Here is a 17,920-nt window from a genome sequence, read left to right as displayed (position 1 = left end):
CTTAAAATCGTCTTCCTCTGTAACCGTGAGGTCTAAGTGCTGCGTAACATTGGGGATCAGAACCTGTTGCCCTTCGTCATTTGTGGTGATCAGTGTGCCGCTGAGTGTATCGCGTACGGTTTGGACAGTGCCCAAATCCACGATGCTGTTGATGGTTTGCCTGCTGCCTCCAAAGAAGATGCGGGGGACATAGGTGCTTTGTTCAGATAGAATGGGGGTGAGGCTGTTCTGGTAGTAGAAGGCGAATTCCGAGTTGAAGTCTTGTTGTCGTCTGAAGTTTTTGCCGATCAGGGCGGTGGTTACAAAAACGTCGCTGCCGAGCAGGTCGCCCCAGGCCCATTGAACACCTGCGCTGATTTGATCCAGGCCGAACCGGTTGCCGATAAATGTGGGACCCAGTAGTGCGATGGGTGTGATTCCGTAGGAGATGAGGCGCGTGGAATACCGTCCGATGTCGTGAAGGTCGGTGATGGATTTGCCGGTGTAAATTTCGGCATAGTCTCGCGCAATACCCTCGGGGGGATCAACTGCAACGGCCTCGGACATGGGTATGCGATAGAGGTTGTAGTTCGCGGCGTGATATCCCGCGTAGATCACATCTTTGGCATCGGGAGAAATCGTGGGCAAAAACGCGCCGCCCACAACATTGGTCAGTTGCTTCTGTTCTCCAGTGACCATGTCATGGGTGTAGAGGTTAAAGATGCCCGTGCGGTCTGAACTGAAGACAAATCCGCTGCCATCGGGTAGCCATACGGGGTCGCGTTCGTCGGCTGTGGAGTGTACAATGGCTTTGAAGTTGGCATTGTTGGCGTAGGCGAGGCTGTCGGGAAATGCCTTGAGGCTGTCGGCTTTTGCCTGCTGGAGGCTGTCGAGTTGTGTGTCAACTTCCTCTTTTTTTGGTGAACGCCTGCCTTTTTTCTTTTCCCAGGTTGTGGCATCCACGTCTATGATGGCAATGTCGCGGTCTTCGCCCGTGCGGAATACGCTGAAGAGCAGGTGTTTGCCGTCGGGCGACCATTTGGGGCCAAAATACTGTGTGGCATCGTTGTTGTGTGTGAGGTATCGCACATCGGTGCCGTCGGTGTTTACAAGGCCGATGTTCGCCGTGCCATCTCTCATGGTTACAAAGGCGATTTGTTTGCCATCGGGGGAGAGGGTGGGGTCTTTGCCGCGCAGCCCCACGGTGACGCGGGTTTCTTTTTTCGTTTTGATGTCATAGGTGAAGATGTCCCAACGTGCGCCTACGGCTTTGATGTACATCAGGCTGTCGCCGCTGGCGGTCCAGACAAAGCGATTATCGACACGGTCGGCGATTTTTGTGACTTTTTTGGTGGTGAGGTCCATCACTTTGAGTTCGGTGATGAAATATTCGCTGTCGTCGTTGGAGATAAAGCCCAGCTTGTCGCCTTGTGGGGAATAGACCGGGTGATAGTCCAGACCGCCTCTATCGACGATCAATTCGCCTTCGCGTTCGCCAGTTTCCTGGATGTCGCTTTGCACTGCGCTGTATTGCTCTTTAATATGCGCTTTCCAGTCTCGGTAGAGTTGTTTGGCCGATACACCTGTGGCTTTTTTCAGCGAGGAGTTGAAGTTGATAATGGGTCTGTGTTCAAAGATCTGTCTGACAACACTCGGACTAAAGCGTTCGCCAATGTAGTTGAGCATGGCATATCCCTGATTATAGACCATTTCGCCGTGGAAATTGCCCTTGCCGCCGAGTTGCCCCATGCTGGGGAGGGAGAGCAGATCATTTTCGAGCGCGGCCATGCGCAGGAGCATATCGCGGTGTGTGTCCCAGCGGTCGTCGCCGTATTCGGTGGCTTCGTATTGCGAGATGCCTTCGGCAAAACCCGAGTTGACGGCGAGGTGATACAGGCCAAGTGTAAAGCTGAAATCGGGATTTTCATTGGCGCGAGAGGCGTTGACTATGCCAATTTGGAAGGGTAGGCCCTTATAGGCGGCTTTCAGGGTTACGATGTGGGCGAGTTCATGGACAAAAACATTGCGTACCCAGTCGCTGGTGCCGCGGATTTCCCAGTCAATGGGGTTGGTCCAAAAGTGGATGTAATTGGCACTGTACACGGCAAAGGCATTGCCGAGGTAATCCGCCTGGTCGTCAACGACGACGTGGATGGGTGCAATGCGATCGACAAAGGTGGGGTAATGGCGCATGAGATTCGAGAGAACCTCATCGCAGAAGTCGGCAATTTGACGTGCGGTTTTTTCGGCTGTAGAGAAGTAGATATTGAAATATCTGGTGCGGATCATTTGAGCGCCAGCCGTACGCAGTCCCAAAAGCGATGGAAAAAAGCCGTCGGCTGTTTCGGGCTTCCAATAGGTGTAGCTTTTCTGATCGGGAGACGGACGGTTCAGCGGGGTATTGGCGAGGTCAACCCCAATGGCTTTGGCAGGACCTAAAGAGGGGGGCTGTGCCTGGACGGTGTGGGATATGAGGCCGGTGAGGCACAGCAACGTTAATATTTTGAAGACCTTCACTTATGACTCCTTGAGATGGTGGATGGTTTGAACAAATCAACGAATCAACGAATCGAAGCTTGTAGTGATTTTGGTGGGTGGAGCGGGGTTCGTCTATTCGTCTATTCGTCTATTCGTCTCTAATTATGCCGCAAGATACAGGCCACGCTGTGACCGGGTTCAATGTCTAAGAGTTCGGGTTTGCGGTGGGCGCAGTCCGGCGTTGCTTCGGGACAGCGCGGATGAAATGCACAGCCCGAAGGTATGTTGACCGGGCTGGGAACATCGCCTGTTAAAATGGTGCGCGATCCCCTGACGCGCGGGTCGGGTATGGGGATTGATGAGAGCAATGCGCGTGTATAGGGATGCTGCGGATTGTCGTAGAGTTCCTGGCTTTCTGCCAGTTCTACAATTTTGCCCAGGTACATGACTGCCACGCGATTGGAGATGTGTTTGACCACGCTCAGGTCGTGCGCGATAAAGAGATAGGCGAGGCCGAACTGAGTCTGTAAATCCTGGAGCAAGTTTACAATTTGTGCCTGAATCGATACGTCGAGTGCAGACACGGGTTCGTCCGCGACAATGAATTGCGGTTTTACGGCCAATGCGCGGGCAATGCCAATGCGCTGTCGCTGTCCACCGGAAAATTCGTGCGGATAGCGGCGCGCGACGTCAGGAGATAAGCCCACGGTGTTGAGCAGGTCGGCGACTCGATCTTTTGTTTTGTCGCCGTGGATTTTCAGGGGTTCCGAGAGGATGCCGCCGATGGTGAGGCGGGGGTTTAGCGATCCGTAGGGGTCCTGAAAGATGATTTGCATGTGTCGGCGCAGTGTTCGAAGTTGCTTTTTTCCCAGGGAGAGGATGTCGGTATTTTTGAATCGCACGGTGCCTGCTGTCGCGTCAATAAGGCGCAATATGGCGCGTCCCGTTGTGGTTTTTCCGCATCCGGATTCGCCGACCAGGCCGAGGGTTTCGCCGGGAGAGATATCGAAGCTCACGTCATCTACTGCTTTGACATGCCCGGCGTTGCGCCCCCAGAGTCCCTGAGAAATGGGGTAGTATTTTTTTAGTTTTTGAACTTGAAGAAGCACTATTTCTCGCCTTATGCCATCCAACATGCGGTCTGGTGATCGCCGTCAATTGGTTGCAGTTGCGGTGTGGTTTCCCTGCAAATTGAATCGACTTTTTCACATCGGTCTGCAAATCGACATCCCGATGGAAATCGCGTGGCTTCGGGCACTGTGCCCGGTATGGTTCTGAGGCGCTTGTTCGCGATATCCAGACGGGGTACTGATGCGAGTAACCCCTGCGTGTAGGGATGTCTGGGGTTGTGAAAGATCGCATCTGATGGTCCGGTTTCTACAATTTTTCCTGCGTACATGACCGCGACCTGATCGGCGGCTTCGGCAATCACGCCCAAGTCGTGTGTGATGAGCAGGACTGCCATGCCGAGTTGTTGCTGCAAATCGCGCAACAGGTCCAGGATTTGCGCTTGTATGGTGACATCAAGTGCTGTTGTGGGTTCGTCCGCAATTAGCACTTTTGGGTTGCACGAGAGGGCCATGGCGATCATGACGCGCTGGCGTTGCCCACCCGATAACTGGTGCGGGTATTCGTTTGCGCGTTGTTCGGGGTCGGGCAGGCCCACGAGGTGGAGCATTTCAACTGTTTTTTTTCGCGCTTCTGTTTTTTCTAATCCCTGATGCCGCCTCACGGCTTCGTCAATCTGGAACCCACAGGTATAAACCGGGTTGAGGCTGGTCATGGGTTCCTGAAAGATCATGGCAATGTCATTGCCGCGTATGTCGCGCATTTCGGTATCTGAAAGGGATACCAGGTCCCGGTCCTGAAAAAAAATATGCCCACCTTCGATGCGGCCAGGATGAGGTACCAATCGCATGATTGACAGCGAAGTAACACTTTTTCCGCACCCCGATTCACCAACAAGGCCATACGTTTCGCCCCTGTTGAGTGTGAATGATACGCCATCTACCGCCCTCGCTGTTCCGCTGTCTGTGTGAAAATGCGTTTGGAGGTTGTCAACTATCAGCACGGAATTGGGCATGTGATGTTTCTTTGGACTTCTATACAGGTTTGAACGTTCCCGATTTTTTGATATGAGCGAATGGACACGCGCTTCTCCACAAATCAAAATAGAGGCAATTCGAGCACGAGCCAGTCTTCGAGCAAGAACCCGACGCGCCCAATTAGCAGTGAGAGACGCGCCATGATGGTGTAGCCAAATGATGCGCCAAACGAGATCATGAGAAACCAGATACCAATTTTGGACGCCACGCCTACGGGACCGGTGTGTTCGACAGAGTAAAAGAAATACACGAGTACTGTAACGACGCCGACCAGAATAATAAATAGATTGAATCCAGCCATGTCGGCTGTTATAGGCCCCATGGTGGGCTGTATTTGTGCCAGCAAATTGGCCGAAATGGTACGTGGAATAGCCAGCCCCGCTCCCAGGCCAACCACAAATGCGAATGCGATGCGGCTGAGCCAGCTAAATTTTGCCGAGGCGAGTTGGGTAAGCATGAAGAAGCCGAGTAATGTGGGGACGATGAGCCACAAATTGCCCATACTTTCGCTGTCGAGTTTGGAGAGGGGCTCCACGACATCGGCCAAAAGTACTGTGTACCATATTTGATTGAGTGTGTATGCGGCTGCGACTCCCACATAGAGATTTTCGGCAAATTTGAAGAGGGGGTTATCCTTGTAGAGAAAGCTGTAAAGCGACAGGGTGATGCCAGCGGCGATAAATGTGCCAAAGCCAGACCAATCCGCAGATAGGCTACCCGAGACAAAGAGGTAAATATTGATGGTGGCAAAAATGAACAAGAAGGCAATAAAAATTATATGATCGCGGCTCACTGGGTGCCTCCTCTCTGTCGTCCATAGAGGAAGTACATAACATTGCCCAGGATAATGAAGAATATGATGATGAGATGCACAAAAGATTGGGCTCCCATGCCTGCAGTGGCTTTGTCCGATGTTTCAATCAAGGTCTCGTATTCGGCGGCGCCGGCCAATCCGCCCATCATGCCGTTCATTTGGCCCGATTGCAGATATGGATATTGATCGGGTGCCATAACAGCGGTGCAGCCAATGCCAAATTTGAATTTGTAGCGTTCTTGTCCGAAAGGTATCCAGATACCATCTGGCGTGTTGCCCGCTGCCAAGCAGATCACATAGTCGAAGTTCGCCAATCCCTTTATATTTTGGGTGACGGGTAATTCGGTTGTGTTGTTGCCATGCAAATCTTGAGGGAAAGTGCCGTGAAAGTCGTGGCCCATGTTGATAACGAGCGATTGGAATCCCGTTTTAAATCCGAGAAAGACATAGTCGCTGCCGTATTCGGTCCCCAGTTCTTGTGAGGCTTTATCGAGGGCTTGTTGAGCTAAACCCACCGCCTGGGGCCAAAGGCACATGCCCACTACTTTGACGTTGCGCTCGAAACAGTGGCGCAAAACTGCAAGAGCCATGGGCTGTACTTCGGGCATGGATCCGGGACCGTAGTCAAAGGAGATGAGAATGGTACCGTTTTTTGCACCGACTTCTTCGATCGTTTCGTAAATCGCTTTCACATCTTTCGTAACGGGAATAGGCAAGCGCAAGGCAGCCAACGAGGGAATGATGACACCGAGCGCGACAAAAACGAAGATGATGCGGCGGTCGATATTGAGTAAAAATTCTTTCATTCTTCACCTCCGCCGAGATAGGAGCGTTCGATGCCAAAAATGATGCGCAGTGATGTGGCGACTATGCCGAGACTGACACCGAGCAAGATGCCGCGTTTGGCTGCCAGATTTGGTACATCCATCATCCATTGGGCAATTTCGGGAAATCCCTGGTAAATTGACGCGCCAATGGGGACGCGACCAATCATCACGATAATGGCCGATACGAGCAGGATAGCCGCTTCTGGCGTGCGGGCGCGAAAGGTGCGGTAGGCAGCAGATGCGATGAAAAACGCGAGGATGGAGAACATGGTTGCATCGGCTGGTACCTGCACATTATTAAACATCCACACAAAGGGGCCCGAATCAATGACCTGAGGGTTGAGAGGGCCTTGCCCATCGTTGTAGATGGCCAAAATAAGCATGACCGCGAAACCGACAAAAACGAGAAAGCTATATGCCCACCCGGCTTGCTGTCGTCGCACACGGTTCCAGTGCAAGCGCATCAAGCTATAGATACCCAATGCCAGAGCAAAGGCCGCGACAATGCGATCCCATTTTGTCAATTCTTGTTCGAGAGCCTGGGCGCCGCTGTGTGGGATATAGAAAACGAGGATGCCAATCATACCCAAGACAAAGGCGATGATCAGCGGAAGGGTGCGTCTTAAAAAAAGCATAAAAGAATCCCCTGCTTAATATGCGGTAAAAATATGCGTGAGTGTTTGAATTTCAAGAGTCGCCAGGATCGTGCCCAAAATCATGACGATCAAGAGTACTGCTTTGCCGATGTCCTGTCCTTTGAGGCTGCCCAGCAATTTGGGTTCTCGGGAGAGATACGCGCTTGCTGCATAGAGTTCTTCACCCATGAGCGTATAGTCACAGGTAGTGATGAAAAAGGGCAACTGCGTATAAGCGTCAGTACCCGCGATCTGGATTGCGCCTATGGAGGCACCGGTTTCTGCTAAAAGCAGAGATTCGGCAAAGAAGTAGCCCATCATGATGTTGGTGGCTGGTCTATCGCGCACCATCATGCCGTCGAGGGCTGCGGCATAACTGAATTGTTCGGTGGCGACCATAAAGACCGAGTCTTCTGAGTACGCATCGGGACGACCGGCGTTGAGATAGGATTCTTTGACGACCTCTTGACTCACGGCCATGACGACTGGGTCATTGTTGGCTACGCGCAATTCGGTGTTAAATTCGGCAGTGCGATTGGCCACACGGGAAAGCACATTGATTGCTGCAATGGTCGATACGCTACCCATAGACGCCAATCCGTGTGCAAAGAGCACGGGTTTGCCCATTTCAGTGGCGCGACCGAGGGCTTCGTCGAGGGCTTCGAGACCGGCGATGCGGCGAATGAAGAGTTCGCGTTTTTGGGCGAGGAAAATGCTGATCAAAATGATGGCGGAAAAAATTATACCGAGAATGAAATTGTTGGTTTTGGTTCGGTTGAAGAGATTTTCATACGCTTCTGCGGCTGCGGTTGCCGAGGGAAATGATCCGCCAGAGGGGAGATGAGCAGTGACCTGTACGTAATAGGTTTTGCCATTTTCGATGGCGATCTTTTTCGATGAATCGGTGGGGTCAGTATATTCGGCGATTTTGGCAAAGTGCATTTGGGATGTTTCTTCGCCATGTCCAAAAGTTCCTGGATTGCTGGATTGCAGGTTGCCCGATGGGTCGATATTGGCTGCGGGTTGAAAAGGACCGGTTTTCGATTCGCTAACGGCAATTTTATACATTGTTCCGTCGGGAAGTTCCGCGCGGTTCCACACAACGGTGATGCTGCCTCCCGAGTCGTTGGGGGTGTCTTCGGCTTTGACACCGGTGGGTTGTTGTGCATATACCTGTGCTGTGCAGAGCACGAGTGTGATGCAAGTTAAAAAATATCTCATACGCAATCTCCCGATGGGTCGTTTACTCTTCGATGAGTTCGACGTTGGCGCGCGGGACAGTGGCGCGGTTGCCATTGTCAAATTCGACTTCGAGTACGCGCACATGGGTTTCGGATTCGACTGTTTGCAATTCGGGTGGCAGGGCCGTGACTTTGCCCACCTGACCAAAATAGGGTGCGCGAATCACGCGCAAGAGTGCGCCTTCGATGAGGCCCGAATGATCGGATTCTTCGGCTTGTTCGTGGATTCTGGATTCTGGAATGATGATTTCGGGACGCAAAACACCTGCGCGGATCTGGGTGGCACCTGATATAGAGGCTTCTTTGCCGTTGTTTTCGCTCAGTATGCCAAAGGTTTTGTGCGCCATTGCGATGGGGCCAAAGCCTTCGGTGACGATGACGGTGAGGCCGATGTTCTCGGTGCCGGTGATGGCTACGCCGAGGTCGTAACCGAGCAGGTCGCGCAAATCGGCGTCGCGGATGCCGCCTCCAATGATGCCAACGGCGCCGCTTTCCCGGGCTTTGTCAATTACGTCGAGGGTGAGCAGGTTGCCGCCTACGACGATTTTTCCCGCGCACGCGTCGTCGATTTGGTCGGGGGTTAATATTTGATCTGGCGCTTCGGAGATGACGAGCAGAGGTCCCCAGATTTCACCGCCTATGCCAAAGATGCCCTGCACAAATGCACCTGTGGTTTCGACAATGACGCCTTCTTCGGACAGGATTTCGATCACGTTGCCATCTATGTATGCCTGTACTTGAACGGGGCGGGGGGGCGCGCGAAAGATGACCTGCCCAGTGATTTTGGAGATGCTTTCGAGGGTGCCACTAATGGGTGCTTTGACGGTGGTTTTGAACCATTTGATGAAGGGGCGAGTTTCGGCAATGGGTTCGTCGGCTTCGACGGGGTCGCCTTCGCGTTTGAGCATGTAATTGGGCAGTTCTTCTGGCGTGCAACTCAAGATGTTGACCAGGTTGAGGGTGGTGACGTTGCCGGGGAGGTGCGTGTGTGCAACGACTTGATCGCGCGTTACGCTGTCGCCCTGTGATACGACGACTTCACCTTTGAGGGGGAGTTGGCGCTGGCGTTGAAGAAGGGTCTGCGGGGTGACGCGAAGGCCGGGTGTGTATGCATGTGCCATAGAGTAATACCTGAGGTTACGGATAACGGAATATACAATGCGAGGGCTACTTTACAAGAAAATAAATTAAATCAGGGCCTTGCTCTTTCTCTTACCGGGGATAGAGGTCGAGGGTCTCGCTCCACTGGCTTATTTGATCGGCGCGTTCGGATTGATTTTCGGCAAATACAATGGGGCGACCGCGTCCGTCGAGGATCAGCCCGGCGGTGCCCCCTTTGACTGTGGTGTTCAGTTCTCTACCCGGCCCTGCACCTGCGTCTGTGTTGCGCTCGGGTTGCAAGGTGAGGTGTGCTTCTCGATCGGCTTCGAGCGGGAAGTGTAGAAGGTCGCCAATATTCAGGGTACCCGATTGAGTTCCGTCGGGAAGGCCGATTTCGTATTGCGTACAGGGTGTGCCGATTTTGCCCTGTACGATGGGCGCGATACACGTGCCGAGGTAAATGAGGCAGTCGCGTTCAAAAACTTGCGTGGCGGCGATTTCGTTGACCGATGAGAGCACGCCGAGGTGTGGCATCATAAAGATGCTGTCAACGGCGAGGCGCGTGATGCCTTCGGGCTGGAAGGCGTCGATGAGCATGGCGGCTGTTTGCATTCGACGCGGGGCGTGAGATAGAACGCCGCCGCTTCCGACGAGGAGGTCGAGGTCGCGCATTTTGATGAGGCTTTCGCCGCCTGCGGATTGGTCAAATACATCGGATAGGGTGCGCTCTGCCTGTACGCCTTTGAGACCCACGGCCAGTGCGCGGTGCTGGACAAAGGCCAGGCGCAGGGCTTCGCGGGCAATGGCCTGTTCGACCTGAAGTTCTTCGAGCATTTGCGGAATTGTGGTAGGGCGGATCATTTTGTTTTTGATGCGGTCTCGCAGGTCGGCTTCGTCGATTTTGAAAGGTACCCAGCGCATGACGTCGTTGAGGCCCGCTTCGGCGAGTACGTTGGATACGCTGTAGGACATGCCGAGGTTGGCAGATACCGTGCGGTTGAAGATATCGTCAAAAACACTGAACACGTCGGTGGTGGCACCGCCTATGTCAACGCCTACGACATTGATATTTTGTTGTTTGGAGACGGTTTGCATCATGAGGCCAACTGCGCCGGGTGTGGGCATGATGGGCGCACCTGTCCAGGAGATGAGTTTTCGATAGCCGGGTGCTTGCGCCATGACGTGTTCGAGAAAGAGGTCGTGGATCACGTGTCGAGCCGGTCCGAGGTTTTCTTCTTCGAGCGTGGGGCGGATGTTTTCCGTGATGGTGAGGGCTGTTTTGTCGCCCAGAGTGCGTTCGATTTCCGGCGCGGCATCTTTGTTTCCCGCGTAAATGACGGGGAGTTGATATCCCGAGCCAAATCGCGGTTTGGGGTCGGCTGCCGAGATAAATTCAGCCAGTTCGACAACGTGTGAAATGGTGCCGCCATCTGTGCCGCCCGAAAGGAGCACCATATCGGGGCGCAATTGGCGAATGCGTTCGATTTTTTCGTGGGGCTGCCGCCCGTCGTTGGACGCGAGAATGTCCATGACAATTGCGCCTGCGCCGAGGGCGCAGCGCTGTGCGCTTTCGCCGGTCATGGCCTGAATGACGCCGCCGACCATCATTTGCAGGCCGCCGCCTGCGCTGCTGGTAGAAATGTAGATGTCAACCCCGCGATGATCTTCTGCGGGTGTGATGATGGTTTCGCCGTCGAGAATTTGTCTGCCGGAGAGTTCTTCGACTTCTTGAATGGCGTTGAGTACGCCGCGCGTGACGTCTTCATAGGGGGCTTCAACTGTGGTAGGCGCTTCGCCTCGATAGGTCTGGCGATAGACATCGCCCTTTTTTTCTATCAAGATGGCTTTGGTCGTGGTGCTGCCGCAATCGGTAGCGATGATGACGTCGAGTTTATCCATGGTTTTTATTTTCCAGGGTTTCAATATGGCGAATGAGGCAGGGAATGCTTTCCCGCTTTTCCAGAAAGCGCGTGAAGCGGTCAAACTCGGCTGTTGAGGAGAAGATGATGGATACGAAGGGCGACAAAAAAGTCAAAAGTTGGCTGCCAATATAGTTAAAGGGTCGCCCGGTTTCAAGTAACATAATAGCTGGTGCTGTGAGTCTGCGCCTCACGATGAAGGCGGCGGCTTTTTCGGCGAGGATTTCGTCTTCTTCGGTGATGGCACTTTCAGGAGGGGAGACGGCAAAGGCATGGGCGCAGTAATTCTTAAGCCGGGTCAATAGCGATGTGTTTTTGGACGACATGGTAGATCTCTGAGGGATTTTTCGAGCGCAGGAATTGACCGCGAAATGTGTCGAGACGATGCGGTTTGGCAAAAGGACTTAAGAAGACGCCGTCGGGATGGCGTGCGGCGCGGCGAAAATTTGTCCACAAATATTGCCTGTGTGTGCCGATATGTGAAATGGTAAAACCGCGAGCATCGATAACATAGCGCGTTGGCAGAAAATAGCGGGTCATCGCCGCGGTGAGCAATGCGAGTGAAAGAAAGGCGAAAGAGATGCTCTGAAAGCTCACGCCGACAATAAACGCGACGCCCAGAATGATGAGTGCGAGTAAAACAGATTTTGCCAAAGGCTCTTCGCGCAAGGGATGTGAGGTCCAGGTTTTTGAAGCGTCAATACTTGTCATTCCATTCATGGGTTGCGTATTTTTCGGCGATGAGGCGCTGGGTTTCGGCAATTTCGGTTTCGCTGAGAGCGGCTTCGACAAGTTGAATGTTAAAGGTGTTTTGAATGCCTTGCCGGATGGCTGTGGTCGCCGTGTCGAAATTGATGGGGTATGCGAGGGCTTCCGAGAGCGAGGTGGTGTGGCGGTCTAGTTCGCGTGCAAAACGCTTTTGCAAGCCCGGTTTGTCGCCGGGCAGAAGATCGGCGATTTGTTTGTGTTCTGGGCCGAGCAGGAGAGACCCATGCTGCAAGAGCATTGTGCCGATGCGCTGTTGCGCGCTACCGATGAGTTTGCGCCCCTTGAATGTGACTTCGTATTGCGCCGTGCTGGTAAAACAGGGCGCAGTGAGTTCTTTGCCATGTGGTGAGGGCTGTGTTTGGCGGCGGGATTCAAAGGTCGCATCGACGCCGAGCGCACGAATACCCGCGAGGAGCCCCTCGCTGATTTTGCGATAGGCTTCGTTGATATTGCCCCCCATGACGGGATTGTCGGCAGGGCAGATAACGCTGTAGGTCAGTTCGTTCCAGTGCAAGACAGCGCGACCACCGGTGGGACGGCGGACAATGTCGATGCCGCGCTCGCGTACTTTTTGGGCATCGACTTCGCGGCTGATGCGCTGTGCATACCCAAAGGAGACCGCGGGCGGTTGCCACCCGTAAACGCGAAATGCAGGCTGAGCACCTGTTGCTATTGAGCGCACGAGGGCTTCATCTACTGCCATATTAAAAAAGGCGTTTCCATGTTGGGTATTCAGGAAACGCCATGTGGGGGGATTATATTGTGTCACGGTTAGTGCAGGCCCAGATGTCTGAGCGCGTCTTTTGCGGCCATCTGTTGGGCTTCTTTTTTACTGCGCCCCTGTCCTTCGCCCAATCGATCGCCCTGGAGGGTTACTTCAATAAAGAAAATTTTTCGGTGATCCGGGCCTTCTTCGGATATGGGCTGATATCGCGGATGGCCCTGTCCCGTACTTTGCGTGTGTTCGAGAAGCAGGCTTTTGAAGTTGAGGTAGTTGCCGTCGGCGAGGATTTCTTCAACATTGGTTAGAATTGTGCGTACGACAAATGAGCGAGCAGCTTCAAGCCCACCATCGAGATAAATCGCACCTAAGAGTGCTTCAAAAGCATCGCCGATAATTGAGGTGCGTTGGCGCCCCCCAGATGAGATTTCTTCTTTGCTTAAATAGAGATATTCTCCGAGTTGGATTTTGCGGCCTTTTTCGGCCAGAACTACCTTGCTAACGAGCAGAGACTTGATCTGTGTGAGTTCGCCTTCTCTTTTATTTTTAAACTGATTGTAGAGATGTTCTGTCACAATGAGATCGAGCACTGCGTCGCCCAAAAATTCCAGGCGTTCGTTGGAAGCAATGCTGCCTTCTTGAGTGACGTAAACATGGGACCGGTGTTTAAGGGCTTGTTCGAGCAAAGCGGTGTTGGAAAAGGTGTAACCGAGTTTGCGTTGGAGTTCTTCCTGGGAACGCACTCTGCCGCTTGCGGACCAGCGTCTGATTGTTTGCAAGACGGTTTCGAGTCGGATAAAACCGCCCCCTTTCAATTCTCGGAGCATGTATGGTCCCGTTAGTTGCGAAACTTACGCAGGATGAGTACTGCGTTGTGACCACCAAAGCCAAAGGAGTTACTGATGGCGATTTCAACGGGTATTTCTCGCGCTTCATTGGGCACGTAATCGAGGTCGCATTCTGGATCGGGTGTCTCATAGTTGATCGTGGGCGGTACCACATTGTGGTGAACTGCCAGGGTTGCTGCGATGGTTTCTATCGCACCCGACGCCCCCAAAAGATGTCCGGTCATGGATTTTGTCGAACTGACAGCGAGTTTTTTGGCCCGGTCGCCAAATACGGATTTGATAGCGGCTGTTTCTGCCGGATCGCCCACAGGTGTTGATGTGCCGTGTGCGTTGATATAAGACACGTCTTCGGGGTTGATCTGCGCCTGTCGCATGGCGCGGCACAGGGCGCGGGCACCCCCTTCGCCGCCAGGTGCCATACCGGTAATGTGATAGGCATCGCCAGTATAGCCAGTCCCTACAACTTCGGCATAGATCGTGGCACCCCGTTGTGTTGCGCGTTCGAGTTCTTCCAGAACAAGCCCTCCAGCGCCTTCTCCAATTACAAATCCATCCCGGTCTGCGTCAAAGGGACGGCTGGCTTGCGTTGGGGCATCGTTGCGGGTTGAAAGGGTTCGCGCCGCGGCAAATCCACCGACTGACATTGGGGTAATGGCGGCTTCTGCCCCCCCCGTAATCATGACATCGGCTTCGTCGTCCCAAATTTCGCGGGCTGCGTTGCCAATGGCATGGGCTGCCGAGGCGCAAGCTGTGACGGTGGTATAATTGGGACCTTTGGCACCGAGGTAAATGGATACTTGACCTGCGGACATGTCGGGGATCATCATGGGCACAAAAAGTGGACTGATGCGTCTTGGGCCATCTTTGCGATAGGCTTCGTACTGGTCTTCAAAGGTTTGAATGCCGCCAATGCCCGAGCCGAATACAACCCCGATGCGTTCGGCCTGTTCATTACCGATATCGAGGCCTGCACTTTCCACGGCTTGGACAGATGATGCAATGGCGTATTGGGTAAAGAGATCCATGCGCCGCTGGCTTCGACGGTCAATGCCAAAGTGCGCTGGGTCAAAGTTTTTGACTTCGGCGGCAAATTGCACCCGGAAATCGGTAGTGTCAAATTTTGTTATGGGACCAACACCTGTTTGGCCGTTGCACAATGCTTCCCAATAGCTTTCTGTGGTATTGCCGTTGGGGGCAAGTGTGCCCATGCCGGTGATGACCACTCTGCGCTGTCTGTTCACTAAATGACCTCCTGGAGGCTGGAGATCGATTCCAGCCTCCAGTTTCCGAGTTAATCCAGATGCTCGTCTAAGTATGCGATGGCGTCGCCAACTGTTTCGAGCTTCTCGGCGTCTTCATCGGAAATTTCCATGTCAAATTCTTCTTCGAAAGCCATGACCAGTTCGACTGTATCGAGCGAGTCCGCACCCAGATCGTCAATAAAATGGGCGTCGGCATTGACGCTATCGGCATCGACGCCGAGTTGGTCAACGATCAGGTCGGTAACTTTTTGTTGAATATCATCGGTCATGTGAAGCCCTCCGTGATTAGTGTGTAGTAATTATTTACATCACCATTCCGCCATCGACAACGAGAACCTGTCCGGTAATATAGGATGCGTCGTCAGAGGCGAGAAAGGCCGCGGCAGCAGCGACATCTTCGGGGCTGCCGAGTTTGCCCATCGGAATCTGTGCGATCAACTGTTCTTGTATTTTGGCGTTGAGTTTTGCGGTCATGTCCGTTGGAATAAAACCAGGCGCAATGGCATTGGCCGTAATATTGCGGCTGGCCAATTCCCTGGCTACGGATTTGGTCAGGCCAATAAGACCCGATTTGGATGCGGCGTAATTGATCTGCCCTGCATTGCCCGTGAGACCCACGACCGATGAGACATTGATGATGCGACCGGCTCGCGCTCTCATCATGGGACGGGTGACGGCTTTGATACAATGGTACGCACCTTTGAGGTTGACGTCAAGAACTGCATCCCACTCGTCTTCTTTCATACGCATCAACAAATTGTCGCGGGCGATACCCGCATTGTTGACGAGCACATCGATTTTGCCCCAGGTATCGAGGACGGTTTCGACAAGGGATTCAACAGATTCGGCATTGGAGACATCGGTCTGTTGTACAAGGGCTTCACGGCCTTGTGCGCGAATTTTTTCGGCCACTGCTTCTGCAGCTTCTGTGCTTTGGCTGGCACATACGGCGATGTTGGCCCCTTCGCGCGCAAGGCGCAGGGCAATGGCCTCGCCAATGCCGCGGGATCCGCCCGTTACAAGGGCTATTTTACCTGTGAGTCGGTTCATGGGGTAGTTACCAGTTGTTCAATAGCTTCTAATGTGCCGGCCTGGTGGACTGGAATATTTCGGTTAATTCGGCGCAGGAGACCTTTGAGCACATTGCCTGGCCCCACTTCGAGGGCCTCGGTCATGCCTTCTGCGATGAGCCGTTGCATGGCTTCGGTCCAGCGAACCGGCGAAATAACTTGCTCAATCAAAAGATCTTTGAGCAGAGCCGGATCGCGTGTGGGTTCAGCCGTGACATTGGGAATCACGGGAATTTGTGCCTGAGCAAATGGCACATCGTCGAGTATATCGGTCAGTGCTGTTACGGCTGGCTGCATCAGGGCTGAGTGAAATGCGCCGCCTACGGGCAAGAGCACGGCGCGTCTGGCTCCCAATGCTTTGGCTTTTTCGAGTGCTTTGCCAACGGTGTTTTCCTCGCCAGATAGGACTACTTGTCCCGGGCAATTGAAATTGGCTGTTGTAACATGGCCCGAAGAACTGAGATCATCGCAAAGCCGAATCATTACATCGTCGTCGAGACCGAGTACTGCAGCCATGGTGCCTGGCCGAATTTTTCCGGCGACTTGCATGGCATGTCCGCGAACACTGACGACCCGAAAGCCGTCTTCGACGCGCATGACACCTGCCGCCACGAGAGCGGCGAGTTCCCCAACACTGTGTCCAGCCACGAGGTCGGGGTGCAATCCCCGGCTTTTAAGTACTTCAAGAGCGGCAATGCTATGGGCAAAAATTGCCGGTTGTGTGACTGCGGTTTGTTTGAGTGACTCGGCAGGACCGTTGAAGCAGAATGATTTGATGTCTATGTCGAGCACGTCGTCGGCAAGATCAAAAATTTTGTGTGCTTCTGGTGCGGTCCTGTACAGGTCGTGTCCCATGCCGACAAATTGGGAGCCTTGCCCTGGAAATAGGAAAGCTTTTTTTTTCATTTAATAAGCCCAGGTTAGCAGGGTGCTGCCCCAGGTATATCCCGCACCGGCACTGGCGAGCAGCACATTGTCACCGCGATTGAGACGGCCCTGTTCGACTGCTTCAGATAGGCCAATGGGAATGGTGGCAGCCGAGGTGTTGGCATAGCGGTCGATATTGACTATAACGCGATCTTGGGGTATATCTGTGCGTTTGACGCATGCGTCGATAATGCGCTTGTTGGCCTGATGTGGCACAAAAAGCGCGATGTCTTTGCCAACAAGGCCGTTGCGTTCGAGAATTTGAGCGGAAACTTCGGCCATTTTGGGAACTGCAAATTTGAAAACTTCGCGACCGTCTTGATAAATATAGTGCATTTTCTTTTTCACGGTTTCACGAGAGGCCGGAAGCAGGCTACCGCCAGCGGGTTGTCGCAGATATTTTACGCCGCTGCCATCAGAATAGAGGATAAAGTCTTTAAGCCCCAAATCTGGTTCGCCGGGTTCGAGCAAAACCGCGCCTGCGCCATCGCCAAAGAGCACACAGGTTTCGCGATCGGCATAGTCTGTGATGCTGCTCATTTTGTCGGCTCCAATGACGACCACGCGTTTGTGTGCACCCGTTTCAATAAATTGCCCTCCCACCATTAGTGCATATAGAAAACCGCTACAGGCTGCCGATAGATCGAAAGCCCAGGCATTTGTGGCACCAATTTGGTCCTGTACCAGACAGGCTGCTGACGGAAATACCATGTCGGGGGTGATGGTCGCGACGATGATCAGGTCGATATCTCTGGCATCGAGTCCTTTGTTGTGCAGAATGGATTCCAGAGATTTTAGAGCCATAAAGGATGTGCCCAACCCCTCGTCGAGGATGCGGCGTTCTCTGATGCCTGTGCGGGAAGTGATCCACTCGTCGGATGTATCGACCATTTTTTCGAGATCGGCATTGGTCAGCTTTTGTTCCGGTACGTAGTGCCCCACCCCGCTAATGGTGGCTGTAAATGGTTTTTTCATAAAGGTGTTTGAGATCTGAAGGGTCTAATGACTTGCTATTGTTTGCGCGATGTTAGACCAGACTAAAAGCCGTCGGTTTCAATTACTTCGCGCCCATTGTAATAACCGCAATTTCCACAGACCCGATGGGGTATTTTTTGTTGCCCGCAGTTGGGGCACTCGTTAAAGGTGGGTTGACGCAGCTTCCAATTGGCACGGCGTTTGCCTGTGCGAGAATTTGAACTTCGTCGTTTGGGGTTGGCCATGGGAT

19 protein-coding genes are annotated in these 17,920 nt (G+C 53.2%); all 19 read right to left on the bottom strand.

Translation table 11 applies throughout. From position 1 onward, the window contains the following. Nucleotides 1-2,496 (bottom strand): hypothetical protein (locus tag OXH16_10500; protein ID MCY3681819.1); only part of this gene is annotated, 2,496 nt, incomplete at its 3' end. A 119-nt stretch (nt 2,497-2,615) separates the two neighbouring features. Next, entirely contained in the window at nt 2,616-3,593 is a 978-nt protein-coding gene (locus OXH16_10495) for an ATP-binding cassette domain-containing protein (protein ID MCY3681818.1), read from the bottom strand. Next, on the bottom strand, nt 3,578-4,540 hold the full coding sequence (locus OXH16_10490; protein MCY3681817.1) for an ABC transporter ATP-binding protein: 963 nt from the start codon (nt 4,538-4,540) through the stop codon (nt 3,578-3,580). The genes OXH16_10495 and OXH16_10490 overlap by 16 nt, the downstream gene beginning before the upstream one ends. Before the next feature lie 83 nt (nt 4,541-4,623). Then, the gene (locus OXH16_10485; protein MCY3681816.1) at nt 4,624-5,355 is read right to left on the bottom strand and encodes a hypothetical protein; all 732 of its coding nucleotides are present in this window, start codon (nt 5,353-5,355) and stop codon (nt 4,624-4,626) included. After that, complete coding sequence (locus OXH16_10480; GenBank protein MCY3681815.1) at nt 5,352-6,182, bottom strand: hypothetical protein; 831 nt, start codon at nt 6,180-6,182, stop codon at nt 5,352-5,354. Before OXH16_10480 ends, OXH16_10485 begins: the two co-directional genes overlap by 4 nt. Further along, entirely contained in the window at nt 6,179-6,838 is a 660-nt protein-coding gene (locus OXH16_10475; GenBank protein MCY3681814.1) for a hypothetical protein, read from the bottom strand. Before OXH16_10475 ends, OXH16_10480 begins: the two co-directional genes overlap by 4 nt. 15 nt (nt 6,839-6,853) lie before the next feature. Then, nucleotides 6,854-8,059: a hypothetical protein gene (locus OXH16_10470; GenBank protein ID MCY3681813.1), complete on the bottom strand. Its 1,206-nt coding sequence runs from the start codon at nt 8,057-8,059 to the stop codon at nt 6,854-6,856. Between the two features lie 22 nt (nt 8,060-8,081). Next, nucleotides 8,082-9,200, bottom strand: a complete 1,119-nt coding sequence (locus tag OXH16_10465) for a hypothetical protein (protein ID MCY3681812.1) — start codon at nt 9,198-9,200, stop codon at nt 8,082-8,084. 91 nt (nt 9,201-9,291) lie between these two features. Further along, the gene (locus OXH16_10460) at nt 9,292-11,079 is read right to left on the bottom strand and encodes a glutamate mutase L (GenBank protein ID MCY3681811.1); all 1,788 of its coding nucleotides are present in this window, start codon (nt 11,077-11,079) and stop codon (nt 9,292-9,294) included. Next, a complete protein-coding gene (locus OXH16_10455; protein ID MCY3681810.1) occupies nt 11,072-11,425 on the bottom strand; it encodes a hypothetical protein in 354 nt (117 codons plus the stop codon). Before OXH16_10455 ends, OXH16_10460 begins: the two co-directional genes overlap by 8 nt. Next, nucleotides 11,388-11,819: a hypothetical protein gene (locus tag OXH16_10450; GenBank protein MCY3681809.1), complete on the bottom strand. Its 432-nt coding sequence runs from the start codon at nt 11,817-11,819 to the stop codon at nt 11,388-11,390. Before OXH16_10450 ends, OXH16_10455 begins: the two co-directional genes overlap by 38 nt. Next, nucleotides 11,797-12,570, bottom strand: coding sequence for a biotin/lipoate A/B protein ligase family protein (locus tag OXH16_10445; GenBank protein MCY3681808.1), 774 nt, complete (start codon nt 12,568-12,570; stop codon nt 11,797-11,799). Before OXH16_10445 ends, OXH16_10450 begins: the two co-directional genes overlap by 23 nt. A 68-nt stretch (nt 12,571-12,638) precedes the next feature. Continuing rightward, nucleotides 12,639-13,415 carry a ribonuclease III gene (gene rnc / locus OXH16_10440; GenBank protein ID MCY3681807.1) on the bottom strand — a complete coding sequence of 259 codons (777 nt, stop codon included), beginning with the start codon at nt 13,413-13,415 and terminating at the stop codon, nt 12,639-12,641. Nucleotides 13,416-13,426: 11 nt separating this feature from the next. Beyond that, on the bottom strand, nt 13,427-14,677 hold the full coding sequence (fabF, locus tag OXH16_10435) for a beta-ketoacyl-ACP synthase II (GenBank protein ID MCY3681806.1): 1,251 nt from the start codon (nt 14,675-14,677) through the stop codon (nt 13,427-13,429). 50 nt (nt 14,678-14,727) lie between these two features. Further along, the gene (locus OXH16_10430; GenBank protein ID MCY3681805.1) at nt 14,728-14,967 is read right to left on the bottom strand and encodes an acyl carrier protein; all 240 of its coding nucleotides are present in this window, start codon (nt 14,965-14,967) and stop codon (nt 14,728-14,730) included. 34 nt (nt 14,968-15,001) lie between these two features. Then, entirely contained in the window at nt 15,002-15,748 is a 747-nt protein-coding gene (gene fabG / locus OXH16_10425; GenBank protein MCY3681804.1) for a 3-oxoacyl-[acyl-carrier-protein] reductase, read from the bottom strand. Beyond that, nucleotides 15,745-16,674, bottom strand: coding sequence for an ACP S-malonyltransferase (fabD, locus tag OXH16_10420; GenBank protein MCY3681803.1), 930 nt, complete (start codon nt 16,672-16,674; stop codon nt 15,745-15,747). The genes fabG and fabD overlap by 4 nt, the downstream gene beginning before the upstream one ends. Next, on the bottom strand, nt 16,675-17,670 hold the full coding sequence (locus OXH16_10415; protein MCY3681802.1) for a ketoacyl-ACP synthase III: 996 nt from the start codon (nt 17,668-17,670) through the stop codon (nt 16,675-16,677). It lies immediately after the preceding gene. A gap of 62 nt (nt 17,671-17,732) precedes the next feature. Next, nucleotides 17,733-17,915 (bottom strand): 50S ribosomal protein L32, encoded by a 183-nt coding sequence (rpmF, locus tag OXH16_10410; protein ID MCY3681801.1) that lies wholly within the window; start codon nt 17,913-17,915, stop codon nt 17,733-17,735. Nucleotides 17,916-17,920: the final 5 nt, after the last annotated feature.

It is taken from the genome of Gemmatimonadota bacterium, assembly GCA_026705765.1.
GTDB lineage: Bacteria > Latescibacterota > UBA2968 > UBA2968 > UBA2968 > VXRD01.
The sequence above is the reverse complement of the archived record's forward strand: the minus strand, read 5'-3'. Positions and strand labels throughout refer to the sequence as shown.